Below are 12,449 nucleotides of genomic sequence, written 5' to 3' on the forward strand. Positions count from 1 at the left end.
AGTCATGAAAAACAAACTGACGCAACGAATGAGTATCCGGCAACTCTTTGTCTGGCTGGTGATCGTTCTGGCCGTACTGATGGGATCGATCGTCAGCGTTACGCGCGCACTCAAGGAGGCCAACACCAACCTCGACCTGGCGCATGAATCGCGCTACTACTCCTTCATGCTGGCCAATGAAATGCGGCGCAGTTCGGAAGACCTGACCAAGTTCGGTCGCGCCTACGTGACGACGGGCGACCCCAACGACGAAGAGCGTTACTACATCGTTCTCGACATCCGCAATGGGAAGCGTCCACGTCCGAAAAGCTATGAGCGCGTGAATCTGGACCTGGTAATGGCCAAGCAGCTCAACGCCATGCCGGCCGACCCGGCGGTGCCGCTGATCGACCTGATGAAACAGGCCGGATTCACCACGCAAGAGCTGGCGAAAATGCAGGAAGCCAAGGTCAATTCGGATACGCTGACCAAAATCGAGATTACGGCTTTCAATGCAGTCAAGGGGCAGTTCGATGACGGTGCCGGCAACTTCACCGTGACCGGCGCACCCAACCAGGCGATGGCGCAGGAGCTGATGTTCGATCAGAACTACCGCACCATGGTGGGGCGCATCATGGTGCCGATCAACGATTTCCTGCGCATGGTGGACGAGCGCACGCAGAAACGCGTGAGCGTGGCGCAGACTCGTTACTCCGAGCTGGAGATGGTGATATTTTCCTTGCTCGGCGCATCGATGCTGCTGTTGCTGGTATGCCTGTTCTTCACCTACCGCGTGATTCGTTCGCAGCTCGGCGGCGAGCCGCGCGACGCCATGAATGTACTGCGCAAGGTGGCGGAGGGCGACCTGACCGTCAAGGTGCCGGTTTCGCAAAAAGACACCGGCAGTGTTTTGCACAGCACGCAGCAGATGATCGCCAAATGGACCGCGGTGATCGGCGACGTCAACGGTACCGCCAGTTCGCTGGCTTCGGCGTCGGAGCAGATTTCGGCGTCGTCGCAGGCGCTCAGCAAGAACGCTTCGCAGCAGGCCTCCAACGTGGAAGAGACCAGCGCTTCGGTGGAGGAGATCACCGCCACGATTGCGCAGAACGCCGAGAACGCCCGCGTTACCGACAGCATCGCCAGCAAGTCCGCCAGTGCTGCAGTGGAGGGCGGCGAAGTGGTGCGCGAAACGGTGTTGGCCATGAAGCAGATCGCCGGCAAGATCGGCATCATCGACGACATCGCCTACCAGACCAACCTGCTGGCGCTGAATGCGGCTATTGAAGCGGCGCGCGCCGGCGAGCACGGCAAGGGCTTCGCGGTGGTGGCGGCCGAGGTGCGCAAGCTGGCGGAACGTTCGCAGACCGCCGCGCAGGAAATCATTGCGGTCGCCGAGAACAGCGTCAGCCTGGCCGAAAAAGCCGGCCATTTGCTGGACCAGATGGTGCCGTCGATTCGCAAGACCGCCGATCTGGTGCAAGAAATTTCAGCTGCTTCGCGCGAGCAGTCGGCGGGACTTGAGCAGATCAACGATGCCGTGCATCAAATGGCGCAGACCACGCAACTGACCGCGTCTGCTTCCGAAGAATTATCATCAACCTCCGAAGAAATGAGCGCGCAGGCCATGCAATTGCAGGAGCTGATCCTGTTCTTTCAGGTCGGTGAAGAAAAGCGCCCGCAGTCGAAGAAGGCAACGAATGCCGGCAAGATGATCAATGAGTCGCCGGCGATCAGCACCAAGTTCGTCAAGCCGGCCCGCATCTCGATGCTGGACGGCGGCGACGATCCGATTGACGAATCTTCGTTCAAGCGCTTTTGACCGGCATGCCGGGATCGGTTGAGGCAAGGAGGAATTGTGATGAAGCTTTCCAGCAAGCTCGCAGTCTGTTTTGCTTTCGGCGCCCTGCTCACAGCCGCGGTCGGGGCCGATGGCGTGCTCAACCTGCTTCGCGTCAACGCCATGTTGCAGGAAGTTTATACCGCCAACCTGTTGACGATCGTCAATCTCAACAATGCCAACAAAATCGCCGTCGACATCGCCACCTCCATGCAAAACATGGAAAAATCCGAAGAACGCGTGGAGCGGCAGCGCATCGCGGATGTGCTGAAATATCGCCTGAAGGACCTTGGCCAGGCTTATGACGGCTACAAATCGACCACCGTCACGAGCGAGCTGGAGCGCACCTTGCAACAGCAGGCCGATGTGCTGCTCGACGCTTACGTCAAACGCGTCAATCAGCGGCGCGAGCAGTTGTTGCGCGACGAAGACGCCAAAGGCAATCCCGATTCCCTGCGGATAGAGTCCGACAGCCTGCGTTCGCAATTGGCGGCGCTGGTGGACGAAAACGTGCATCAGGCGACGGCGAATAAAAGCCGGGCCGCCATACTCGAACGCAAGACGTTCGGGGAAGTGGTTGCCGTCACCGCGCTGGCGCTGCTGATTGCTGTGGCACTGACGCTATATATGCGCCGCATCTTTGCACGTCAGATCGGCGGCGATCCGCGGGAAGTCATGCGCATACTGCGCAAGATCGCCGACGGCGACCTGACGGTGCAGTTTGCCGTCGGCAAGCATGGACAAGGCAGCGTTCTGCACAGCGCTCAACGCATGCTGAGTCAACTTTCGCAGGTGCTCAGGGACGTCAACACGGCTGCGGCGACGCTGGCGTCGGCGTCGGGACAGCTGACCGCAGCCGCCGAACAGCTCAGCAAGAATTCATCGCAACAAGCAGTCGATTCCGAAGAGACCAGCTGCTCCATCGGCCAGATTTCGGCGACGGTCAGCCAGAACACCGCCAACGCCAACCACACCAACGTCATCGCCAATGAATCCGCACGCGCCGCCACGGAAGGACGCGAGGCCGTACGCGAGACGCTGGAAGCGATGCACCAGATCGTCGCCAAGATCGGCGTGATCGACGACATCGCCTATCAGACCAATCTGCTGGCGCTCAATGCCGCCATCGAAGCGGCGCGCGCCGGCGAAAACGGCAAGGGCTTTGCCGTCGTCGCCAACGAAGTGCGCAAGCTGGCCGAGCGTTCGCAGATCGCCGCTCAGGAAATCGTTTCGGTATCGGACCACAGCGTCGGCCTGGCTGAAAAGGCAGGTACGCTGCTCGAAGGCATGCTGCCGTCGATCCAGCAAACTGCCGATCTGGTCGACGCGATCTCGCTGTCGGCGCGCGACCAGAACGCCAGCCTGGTGCAGATACACAGCGCCATCGGCCAGATCACGCAAGCCATCCAGCTCAATGCGGTGGCCTCCGAAGAATTGTCGGCGACCTCGGAGGAGATGAACGAGCAAGCCCATCAGTTGCGTGAACTGATGGGCTATTTTTCGCTGGATGTGTCTGATCATGAGAATGAATCGGAGACGCCGAAGGGGCCTGTACACGAAGGAAAATACCGCGTCGCTGCCGCTGCAGCTGCCGACGGAAAAATGGCAACGGTGTTGTCGGATGTTTGAGGAGTACATGCATGCCAAGTTTATCGCTTAACGGCGAGTTGTCGTTCGCCAGGACGCAGTATCAGGAATCGGTGCAGAGCCGCCAGTTCCTGACCTTCGTACTGGGCGAAGAAATGTTCGCCATGCCAATTGAAGATATCCGCGAAATCATTGAATTCAGCAGCCTCACCGAAGTGCCGCTGATGCCGAGTTTTTTGCGCGGCGTGATCAACCTGCGCGGCGCCGTGGTGCCGGTGATCGATTTGTCGGTGCGCTTCGGCAGGGCGCAGACGGCGGTCGCCAAGCGTACCTGCATCGTCATCATGGAACTGATGCAGGAGCAGCAGGGTTTGCTGCTGGGCGTGATGGTCGATGCGGTGCGCGCGGTGCTGACCGTCGAGGATGAAAAGATAGAGCCGCCGCTGTCGTTCGGCGCCCGCCTGCGTGCGGACTTCATTGAGGGCATGATCAACATCAAGGATCGTTTCGTGGTGGTGCTCGATGTCAAAGCGGTGCTGTCGGTGGACGAGTTGTCGACGCTGATCGGCGTGGCTGCCGTGGAAGAACTGTCGGTGCCGCCCGGACAGTAATAATTGACAAGGCGCCGCCTGTCGTCGGCGGCGTCGTGAAGTGGCAGAAACAATCAAAGCAACCGTAGCAACCGTAGCGACCGTCAACCGGGGATCATACAGATGAGTTCCAGCATCGAGTCAATGGCACTGGATGTCAGCGATCAGGAAATGCTGTTGTTCCAGCAGCTTTTCAGGGAGCACATCGGACTGTACCTGCCGTTTTCAAAAAAAGCGCTGCTCTGCAGCCGCCTTTCGCGCCGTCTGGGCGAACTGAGTTTGTCCAGCCTGAAGGAATACCACTCAATGATCTCGCGGCCGCAGGAAGAGGCGGAGCGGCAACGTGCGATCGACCTGATCACCACCAACGAGACTTACTTCTTCCGCGAGCAAAAACACTTCGACGCCTTGCGCGACCAGATCCTGCCGCAGATCGACCGGCGTCATCCGCTCAAGGTATGGAGCGCCGCCAGCGCGACCGGTGAAGAAGCCTATTCCATCGCCATGTTGCTGGACGATCAGCGCAGTCAGCATCCGTGGAGCGTCCTCGCCTCCGACATCAGCCTGCGTGTGCTGTCGTTCGGTCGCCGCGCCTTGTATCCGATGGTGCGGGGTGAGTTGATTCCGCCGCCGTATCTGTCGCGCTATTGCCTGCGCGGAACCGGCGAGTACGAGGGTCATTTTCTGATTGACCAGAAGATACGCAAACGCGTGACCTTCGAGCAGCGTAATCTGCTGAGCTTGCCGGCCGAGATGGATGGGCAGTTCGACGTGGTGTTCCTGCGCAACGTCATCATTTATTTCGATTTCCCGACCAAGGTCGATGTCCTGCGTTCCGTGGTCAGCAAACTGCGTCCGGGCGGCTGGCTCGTCGTCGGCCATTCCGAGTCGCTGCACGGCATGCCGCTGGAGTTGCAGATGCATGCGCCTTCCATCTACCGGCGGCTGCCATGAGGCTGCCATGACGCAACGCATCTTCGTCAATTTGGGAGAAGTGTATTTCGGCCAGGGCGACCTGCAGGTCGAGACACTGCTCGGCTCATGCGTGGCCATCACGTTGTGGCATCCGGTGCGGCATTTTGGCGGGCTATGCCATTTCGTTTTGCCGGAGCGTCGCTACGCGGTGAGACCGGATGCGAACGGCGAACACTTGCATGAAACGCCTGACGGTCGTTACGGTGACGAAGCGCTGTCGCGCTTGCTGGAGCAGGTGCGGCAACACGGCACGCGCATCGCCGATTACACGGTCAAGGTATTCGGCGGCGGCAACGTGCTGGGCTTGCCGCCGACCAAGCTCAGGATCGGCCAGGCCAATGCCGACTTCGCGCTCGACATTCTGCGCCAGCATCACATTCCGGTAACCGCGCAGGACGTTGCAGGCGAAGGCTATCGCTATCTGCGCTTCGATCTCAACAACGGCGACGTCTGGGTCAGGCGCGGCCACGGCGTATCGCACGACATGGAAAAAGTCCCTGCTGCAGCTGTAGCTGCAGGCAGACCGCAGCGCACTGCAGTGTCTGGCAAGGAGCGGACATGACGATCAAGGTCATGATAGTCGACGACTCGTCGGTCGTACGCCAGGTCATCCAGGATCTGCTGGAGCCCTGTCCTGACATCAACGTCATCGCGACGGCGCCGGACCCGATTTTTGCGATGGCGAAAATGCGCGCCAACTGGCCTGACGTCATCGTGCTCGACATTGAAATGCCGCGCATGGACGGCATCACCTTCTTGCGCCAGATCATGGCGATACGGCCGACGCCGGTGGTGATCTGTTCGTCGCTGGCCGAGCGTAGCGCGAGGGTGACGATGGAGGCGCTGGCGGCCGGCGCGGTCGGCATCATCACCAAGCCGCAGTTGGGCATACGCGATTTCCTGCAGGACAGTTCGGATGAGCTGATCGCGGCGATTCGTGCTGCTGCGCATGTTCGCTTGCGACATGCGCCGACTGCGGTGAATGCCGCAAATGTGGTGAATGCGGCGGGCGGCGTGAATTTTGGCAATGAGGCCGAGCGCAACGCGCGTCACGATGCCGTCGCAGCGGGCATCGTCGACGGCAGCCGCTTCACGGCTGACGCCGTCCTGGATCCGCCCGGCTACCTCGACGGACTGATTCCCGTCACGCCGAGAATCATCGCCATCGGCGCCTCGACCGGCGGTCCGCAAGCGCTTGAGAAAGTATTGCGCGATTTGTCCGTGGATTGTCCGGGTCTGATCATCGTGCAACACATGCCGGAAAAATTCACGCTCAGTTTCGCCAAGCGCCTGAATGCCATTTCCGTCATCGAGGTCAAGGAAGCCGAGCACCACGACCTGGTGTTGCCAGGACGCGCACTTGTTGCACCGGGCGGCTCGCATGTGATGGTCAGGCGGGATGGCGTGCAGTACTATGTAGAAGTGGTCAACGGCCCTCTCGTCAGCCGTCACAAGCCATCGGTGGACGTCTTGTTCCGCTCCGTCGCCAAAACTGCCGGCAAGAATGCAGTCGGCATCATCATGACCGGAATGGGCGACGACGGCGCGCGTGGCATGAAAGAACTGCGCGACGCGGGCGCGTCGACGTATGCACAGGATGAAAGCAGTTGCGTGGTCTTCGGCATGCCCAAAGAGGCGGTGTTGCAAGGCGGCGTAAGCGACGTGATTTCTCTCGAGACCATGTCTTCCGTGATCAACCACTATGGCCACTAACATGATGCCCTATACCATTGAGACCTTGCTGATTGTCGACGACAGTTCCTTGCAACGTTTGCATACCGTGGGCCTGATGCGCGAGCTCGGTGTGGAAATGATCTATGAAGCCGGCGACGGCCAGGAGGCGCTCGATCTGCTGGCCTTGCTGAAGCTGCCGCCGAGCCTGGTGATCGTTGATCTGGAGATGCCCGGCATGGATGGCGTCGAATTCATCCAGCACCTGCAGGAACGCAAACTGAACTTCCCCATCATCGTCGCTTCCAGCCGCGAGACTTCCTTGCTGGCGTCGGTCGAGACCATGATCGAGGCGCTCGGCATGCATGTGCTGGGTGCGCTGCAAAAACCGCTTAACCAGGAAAAGATCCTCGGCGCGCTGAAGTCGTTCGACGGCAACCTGGCGCTGCCGGCCAAAGACGACGCGTTGCCCTCCGTGTGCGAAACCGAATTGGCGGCGGCGATCCGCAACGGCGACATCGTTGCCTTCTATCAACCCAAGGTGGATATCCGCACCGGCATGCTCAAGGGCGTCGAGGCGCTGGCGCGCTGGATGCATCCGACCAACGGCATGGTGCCGCCCGATCGCTTCATTCCGCTGGCGGAACAGAGCGGCCTGATTCACGAACTGACCTTGTCGATGCTGACCCAGGCGATGGCGCAGGCAGCTTTGTGGAACGAGCGCGGACTGCCGCTGAAGGTGGCGGTGAACCTGTCGCCGTTGTCGCTCGACATTCCCGGCTTCGCGCAAAAGATCGTTGACCTGTTGGCGCAGCATGACTTGCAGGCGGACCAGATGGTGCTGGAAATTACTGAAGGTTCGGTGGTGGCCAATCTTGGCATGGCGCTCGGTACGCTGGCGCGACTGCGTCTGAAGGGTTTCGGCCTGTCGATTGACGACTACGGCACCGGCTTCTCGTCGATGCAGCAACTGGCGCGCATTCCGTTTACCGAACTCAAGATTGATCGCTCGTTTGTGCATGGCGCGCATTCGCGCCAGAACTTGCGCGTGATCCTGCAATCGGCGCTGGACATGGCCAAACGCCTGGAGCTGGTGACGGTTGCCGAGGGTATCGAGACGATCGAGGACTGGCGTTTGCTGCAGGAGTCGGGGTGCTCGATAGGCCAGGGCTACCTGATCGCCAGGCCGATGCCGGCCAACGATCTGCCGGTATGGCTCAAAGGGCATCATCGCCGTTTGGGAGAACTGCGTCCTCTTGCGGGCAGCGCCGAGACCTGAGCTCTTTGCTCAGATCAACTCAGGCGAGTTCAGATAAGTTCAGATAAGCAAGTCGATCGCCTGATCCCGCACTTGCACGAGCAGGTCGCGGGTCGCGCCGACGCCGGGAATGCTGGCGTCCGGGGCAATTTCCGACAAGGGCACCAAGACGAAGGCGCGCTGCGCCATGCGCGGATGCGGCAGCGTCAGCACGTCGTCCGCAAGCTGCAGTTCACCGTACAACAGGATATCGAGATCGAGGGTGCGTGGCGCATTGCGGTAAGGACGTTCACGCCCGTGCGCCAGTTCGATGGCTTGCAAGGCCGCCAGCAGTGCATGCGGCGTGAGTGTGGTGTCGAGCTGCGCGACGGCATTGACGTAATCGTCGCCGCCGGCGTCAACCGGTGCGGTGCGGTACAGGTGCGATTGTGCGCTGAGGGTTGTGTCGGGCAACAACGCCAGGCGGCGCAATGCATCTTCCACCGTGGCGCGGGCGTCGCCCAGGTTGCCGCCGATGCCGATGAAAGCGCGCACCGCTACGGCTGTTGCCGCAGACGTCATGCGTCGCCGTCAGAAGAGGACGACTTGCCTCCGCCTTCGCCGCCTTCGCCAGCGCCGCTCTTGCTGCGATTACGGCCGCCGCGGCGCTTGCGCTTGCGGGCCGCCGGGACCGGGCCTGTACCTGCACCTGCGGGGCCTGACGAGCCTGCGCCGGCAGCGCTGCTCACAGTCGGCTTGCGCGCCAGCAGCGATTCGCGTCCGGAACTGTCGGCTTCCATGAAGTCGGTCCACCAGTCGCCCAGTTCGGCATCGATTTCGCCGGACGCGCAACGCAGCAGCAGGAAGTCGTAGCCGGCGCGCAGGCGCAGATGTTCCAGCAACTTATAGGGAGCCTTGCCGGTGCGGCGTTCGAAGCGCGGTTGCATGGCCCAGATGTCGCGCATGTCGGAAGCGATCTTGCGCTGCAGGGCGAGCTTTTCGGTCTGCGCATTGAGCACGTCGTCGGCGGCCAGATGCAGGGCCGGGATCGGGTATTCGCCGGAGGCCTGGTAGGCGCGCCATTTTTCCAGCACCTGATGCCACAGCAACGAGGCGAACAGGAAGCCCGGCGAGACCGGCTTGCCCTGTTTGATGCGGGCGTCCGTATTGGCCAGCGCCAGCGTGACGAATTTTTCGCCGAGCGGCTGTTCCAGCACCACGTCGAGTAGCGGCAACAAGCCGTGATGCAGGCCTTCCTTGCGCAGCTGTTGCAGGCAGGCCAGCGCGTGGCCGCTCATGAGCAGCTTGAGCATTTCATCGAATACGCGCGCCGCCGGCACGTTGTTGATGAGCGGCGCCATGACCGGAATCGGCGCGCTGGTGGCGGCGTCGATGCTGAACTTGAGCTTGGCGGCGAAGCGCACCACGCGCAGCATGCGCACCGGATCTTCGCGGTAACGTGCTTCCGGCACGCCGATGATGCGCAAGGTCTTGGCGCGGATGTCGGCAATGCCGCCATGGTAATCAAGCACCGTTTGCGCGGCCGGATCGTAATACATGGCGTTGATGGTGAAGTCGCGGCGCACGGCGTCTTCATGTTGTTCGCCGAAGGTGTTGTCGCGCAGCACGCGACCGTGTTCATCCTTGGGCGCAGCGTCGGCCGAGCTGCCGCGGAAGGTGGTGACCTCGATCAGCTCCTGGCCGAACATCACGTGCACGATCTGGAAACGGCGGCCGATGATGAAGGCGCGCCGGAACAATTGCTTGATCTCTTCGGGGGTGGCGTTGGTGGCGACGTCGAAATCCTTGGGCTTGACCGACAGCAGCAGATCGCGCACCGCGCCGCCGACGATGAAGGCCTTGAAGCCGGCTTGCTGCAAGGTCTGCGTGACGCGGATCGCGTTCGGCGAGACCAGCTGCAGATCGATGCCGTGCTGCTTCTGGCTCAGTACGGTGGGCTCGGTGGTGTCGAGCTCTTTTTTCTTGCCCAGGAAGGAGCGGATGAATTTTTTGATCATTGCGCGTGGGCGTCGAAGAGATTCAGGATGGGCCAGCCTTGGGCAATCGCATGTGCCCTGAGCTTGTCGTTCGGATTGGTGGCGACCGGGTGGGTGACGGCTGCCAGCAGCGGGATGTCGTTTTGTGAATCGCTGTAGAAATGGCTTTGCGGGAAATCGGCGATGCTCTTGCCTTGCCCCTGCAGCCAGGCCTGGGTATGCACGATCTTGCCCGGACCGAAGGTCGGCGTGCCGACCAGGCGGCCGGTGATGTTGCCTTCCCCGTCGAACTCCGGCAGCGCGGCGATCAGGTGATGCACCTTGAACAGTTTGGCGATCGGTTCGGTGACGAAACTGTTGGTGGCGGTGATGATGGCCACCAGGTCGCCGGCGTCGAGATGCTTTTGCACCAGCGCGAGGGCGGCGGGGACCATGGCCGGCTTGATGACTTCGTCCATGAATTGCACATGCCAGGCGTCCAGCTGGGTGCGCGGGAATTTCGACAGCGTGCCGAAGGCGAATTCGAGATATTTCACCGGGTCCAGCGTGCCGGCCTGGTAGTGCGCAAACCATTCGTCGTTGGCCTTGCGGAAAGCGGCCGCGTCGATGGCGCCGGTACGCGCCAGAAACTCGCCCCACTCATGGTCGGAGTCGATCGGGATCAGCGTATGGTCGAGGTCAAATAAGGCGAGATTCATGGCGTTTCGTTTTCAGCTTCCTGTTGAAGAAGGTCGCGTAGCAGCGGCAGGGTAATGGGGCGCTTGGTTTCCAGCGAATAGCGGTCGAGCGCGTCGAGCATGCGCGACAGCGAAGGCATGTCGCGCCGGTAATGGGTGAGCAGGTAAGACAGGATGCCGGGCGATACGGTCATGCCGCGCGCCTGCGCCGATTGCGTCAGCGCGGCGATCTTCTCGTCGTCGGTGAGACCGTGCAATTGATAGATCAGGCCCCAGCCGAGGCGCGTGCGCAAGTCTTCGCGCACCTGCAGCTGCGCCGGCGGCTGTGCGCCTGCGCTGACCAGGTAGCCGCCCAGTTCGCGGATCTGGTTGAACAGGGCGAAGGCGGCAATTTGCGATGCCGGCGGCAATTGCTCGCAATCGTCGAGCAGGTAGCATTGGATGGCGGGGTCGTAGTCGAAAGCGCTGTCGTCGGCGTCGGCGGGAATCAGGCGGGAGCCGATTGCGCCTTCCTGCGCGCCGGCGGGCGCCAGAGAATGCAGCACGGAATGCAATAAATGCGTTTTACCCGCGCCGGTTTCACCCCACAGATAGATGAAGCGGTCATTCAAGGTCGGTTGCGCCTGCCCCGCGGCGATGTCTTGCAGGCGTTGCAGCAATTCTGCATTCTGGCCTGTCACAAACGTATCGAAAGTCGGCGGCTGCTGCGCGCTCAGATCGAGCAGAAGTTGTCTCATGTCTCGCTATTGTAGAAACTGCTGCTCAGGTAATGCTGGCGCAGGTGGCGCACCACCACCGACATGATCGCCGAGGCGGGCAGGGCCAGCAGCACGCCGACAAAACCGAACAGCTGACCGAACGCCAGCAGCGCGAAGATCACCATCAGCGGATGCAGGCCGATGCGCTCGCCCACCAGTTGCGGCGTCAGGATGAAGCTTTCCAGCACCTGGCCGATGCCGTAGATGATGGCCACGGCGACCAGGCCGTACAGGCCGGTGAATTGCAATACGGCGGCGATCAGCGCCAGCACCAGGCCGAGGCCGAAGCCGACGTACGGGATGAACACCAGCAGGCCGGTCAGGATGCCGACCGGCAAGGCGATGTCGAAACCGGCAATCGCCAGCGCAACTGAATAATAGGTCGCCAGGATCAACATGACCAGCAATTGGCCGCGCAGGTATTGCGCCAGCAGGTCATCGACTTCCTCGGTCATGGCGCTGATCTTGCCGACCCAGCGGCGCGGGATCATGCCGCTCAGGCGCTTGATGAAGGGATGCCAGTCTTGCAACAGATAGAACAGCACCATCGGAATGAACAGCAGGTTGGCCGCCCAGGTCAGCAGCGCGGTGCCGCCGATTTTGGCCGAGGCCAGCACCGAGGCCCAGATTTCATCGCCGCTGGTGGCCAGTTGCTGGGTCAGGATCCGCTTGATGCCGGTGATGTCGAGGCGCACGTGGATGCCGAATTCGCTCAGGCGCGGCGCCACCTTGGCGTTGAGCTTGTCGAGGAAGTTCGGAATCTGTTGTTGCAGCAGCGGGATTTCCTTCACCAGCACCGGCACGACGACCAGGACCAGCGCCAGCCCGGCCAGCAGCAGCAGCAGGACGACAATCAGCACCGCCAGCACACGCGGCAGCAGGAAGGGCCCGATGCGGCGGCGCGCCAGCCAGTCGACGCCCGGATTGAGGGCGTAGGCCAGGATGGCGGCGGTCACGAACGGGGTCAGCATCGGCCCCAGCAAGATCAGGAGGCCTACCAACAAGAGCCCTAAGGTGAGCCACAACAAGCTTTGTTTTTGCTCATCCGTTAAAGAAAAAGGCATGGAAATAGGGCTTTAGATGAATCGGTTTGTTAAAATCACGGTTTACTTCAGGTTTCAGCGGTCTTGTTGCCGCA

The 12,449-nt window shown here is 61.2% G+C and carries 12 protein-coding genes; 7 read left to right on the forward strand and 5 right to left on the reverse strand.

Annotation, left to right across the window (positions count from 1 at the left end):
• Positions 1 to 4 precede the first annotated feature (4 nt).
• The 7 genes from DXT88_RS05185 to DXT88_RS05215 all read left to right on the forward strand — a co-directional run bounded on the left by DXT88_RS05185 (position 5) and on the right by DXT88_RS05215 (position 7,921).
• Entirely contained in the window at positions 5 to 1,801 is a 1,797-nt protein-coding gene (locus DXT88_RS05185; RefSeq protein ID WP_265211880.1) for a methyl-accepting chemotaxis protein, read from the forward strand.
• Positions 1,802 to 1,840: 39 nt separating this feature from the next.
• The gene (locus DXT88_RS05190) at positions 1,841 to 3,448 is read left to right on the forward strand and encodes a methyl-accepting chemotaxis protein (protein ID WP_265211881.1); all 1,608 of its coding nucleotides are present in this window, start codon (positions 1,841 to 1,843) and stop codon (positions 3,446 to 3,448) included.
• 11 nt (positions 3,449 to 3,459) lie between these two features.
• Positions 3,460 to 4,017 carry a chemotaxis protein CheW gene (locus DXT88_RS05195; RefSeq protein ID WP_040503016.1) on the forward strand — a complete coding sequence of 186 codons (558 nt, stop codon included), beginning with the start codon at positions 3,460 to 3,462 and terminating at the stop codon, positions 4,015 to 4,017.
• 102 nt (positions 4,018 to 4,119) lie between these two features.
• Positions 4,120 to 4,950, forward strand: coding sequence for a CheR family methyltransferase (locus tag DXT88_RS05200; RefSeq protein ID WP_040503024.1), 831 nt, complete (start codon positions 4,120 to 4,122; stop codon positions 4,948 to 4,950).
• Positions 4,951 to 4,957: 7 nt separating this feature from the next.
• Entirely contained in the window at positions 4,958 to 5,533 is a 576-nt protein-coding gene (locus tag DXT88_RS05205; protein ID WP_016832240.1) for a chemotaxis protein CheD, read from the forward strand.
• Positions 5,530 to 6,684: a protein-glutamate methylesterase/protein-glutamine glutaminase gene (locus DXT88_RS05210; RefSeq protein WP_016832239.1), complete on the forward strand. Its 1,155-nt coding sequence runs from the start codon at positions 5,530 to 5,532 to the stop codon at positions 6,682 to 6,684. Before DXT88_RS05205 ends, DXT88_RS05210 begins: the two co-directional genes overlap by 4 nt.
• Position 6,685: 1 nt before the next feature.
• On the forward strand, positions 6,686 to 7,921 hold the full coding sequence (locus DXT88_RS05215) for an EAL domain-containing response regulator (RefSeq protein WP_016832238.1): 1,236 nt from the start codon (positions 6,686 to 6,688) through the stop codon (positions 7,919 to 7,921).
• A gap of 39 nt (positions 7,922 to 7,960) precedes the next feature.
• Here the strand turns inward: DXT88_RS05215 and folK are convergent, their stop codons facing one another.
• Genes folK through DXT88_RS05240 form a run of 5 tightly spaced genes read right to left on the reverse strand, consistent with a single transcriptional unit; the run spans position 7,961 to position 12,375 of the window.
• Positions 7,961 to 8,461 carry a 2-amino-4-hydroxy-6-hydroxymethyldihydropteridine diphosphokinase gene (folK, locus tag DXT88_RS05220; protein WP_265211882.1) on the reverse strand — a complete coding sequence of 167 codons (501 nt, stop codon included), beginning with the start codon at positions 8,459 to 8,461 and terminating at the stop codon, positions 7,961 to 7,963.
• Positions 8,458 to 9,897 (reverse strand): polynucleotide adenylyltransferase PcnB, encoded by a 1,440-nt coding sequence (pcnB, locus tag DXT88_RS05225; RefSeq protein WP_265211883.1) that lies wholly within the window; start codon positions 9,895 to 9,897, stop codon positions 8,458 to 8,460. Before pcnB ends, folK begins: the two co-directional genes overlap by 4 nt.
• Complete coding sequence (locus DXT88_RS05230; protein ID WP_265211884.1) at positions 9,894 to 10,574, reverse strand: histidinol-phosphatase; 681 nt, start codon at positions 10,572 to 10,574, stop codon at positions 9,894 to 9,896. The genes pcnB and DXT88_RS05230 overlap by 4 nt, the downstream gene beginning before the upstream one ends.
• Entirely contained in the window at positions 10,571 to 11,290 is a 720-nt protein-coding gene (hda, locus tag DXT88_RS05235; RefSeq protein WP_265211885.1) for a DnaA regulatory inactivator Hda, read from the reverse strand. The genes DXT88_RS05230 and hda overlap by 4 nt, the downstream gene beginning before the upstream one ends.
• Positions 11,287 to 12,375 carry an AI-2E family transporter gene (locus DXT88_RS05240; protein ID WP_265211886.1) on the reverse strand — a complete coding sequence of 363 codons (1,089 nt, stop codon included), beginning with the start codon at positions 12,373 to 12,375 and terminating at the stop codon, positions 11,287 to 11,289. Before DXT88_RS05240 ends, hda begins: the two co-directional genes overlap by 4 nt.
• Positions 12,376 to 12,449 lie beyond the last annotated feature (74 nt).

The sequence above is a fragment of the Herbaspirillum lusitanum genome (genome assembly GCF_026127345.1).
Taxonomy (GTDB): Bacteria; Pseudomonadota; Gammaproteobacteria; order Burkholderiales; family Burkholderiaceae_D; genus Herbaspirillum; species Herbaspirillum lusitanum.

What these genes read in the sequence shown, in the direction of transcription:
- DXT88_RS05185 (WP_265211880.1), top strand. Translation starts at nt 5, where the DNA reads ATGAAAAACAAACTGACGCAACGAATGAGTATCCGGCAACTCTTTGTC.
- DXT88_RS05190 (WP_265211881.1), top strand. Translation starts at nt 1,841, where the DNA reads ATGAAGCTTTCCAGCAAGCTCGCAGTCTGTTTTGCTTTCGGCGCCCTG.
- DXT88_RS05195 (WP_040503016.1), top strand. Translation starts at nt 3,460, where the DNA reads ATGCCAAGTTTATCGCTTAACGGCGAGTTGTCGTTCGCCAGGACGCAG.
- DXT88_RS05200 (WP_040503024.1), top strand. Translation starts at nt 4,120, where the DNA reads ATGAGTTCCAGCATCGAGTCAATGGCACTGGATGTCAGCGATCAGGAA.
- DXT88_RS05205 (WP_016832240.1), top strand. Translation starts at nt 4,958, where the DNA reads ATGACGCAACGCATCTTCGTCAATTTGGGAGAAGTGTATTTCGGCCAG.
- DXT88_RS05210 (WP_016832239.1), top strand. Translation starts at nt 5,530, where the DNA reads ATGACGATCAAGGTCATGATAGTCGACGACTCGTCGGTCGTACGCCAG.
- DXT88_RS05215 (WP_016832238.1), top strand. Translation starts at nt 6,686, where the DNA reads ATGATGCCCTATACCATTGAGACCTTGCTGATTGTCGACGACAGTTCC.
- folK (WP_265211882.1), bottom strand. Translation starts at nt 8,461, where the DNA reads ATGACGTCTGCGGCAACAGCCGTAGCGGTGCGCGCTTTCATCGGCATC.
- pcnB (WP_265211883.1), bottom strand. Translation starts at nt 9,897, where the DNA reads ATGATCAAAAAATTCATCCGCTCCTTCCTGGGCAAGAAAAAAGAGCTC.
- DXT88_RS05230 (WP_265211884.1), bottom strand. Translation starts at nt 10,574, where the DNA reads ATGAATCTCGCCTTATTTGACCTCGACCATACGCTGATCCCGATCGAC.
- hda (WP_265211885.1), bottom strand. Translation starts at nt 11,290, where the DNA reads ATGAGACAACTTCTGCTCGATCTGAGCGCGCAGCAGCCGCCGACTTTC.
- DXT88_RS05240 (WP_265211886.1), bottom strand. Translation starts at nt 12,375, where the DNA reads ATGCCTTTTTCTTTAACGGATGAGCAAAAACAAAGCTTGTTGTGGCTC.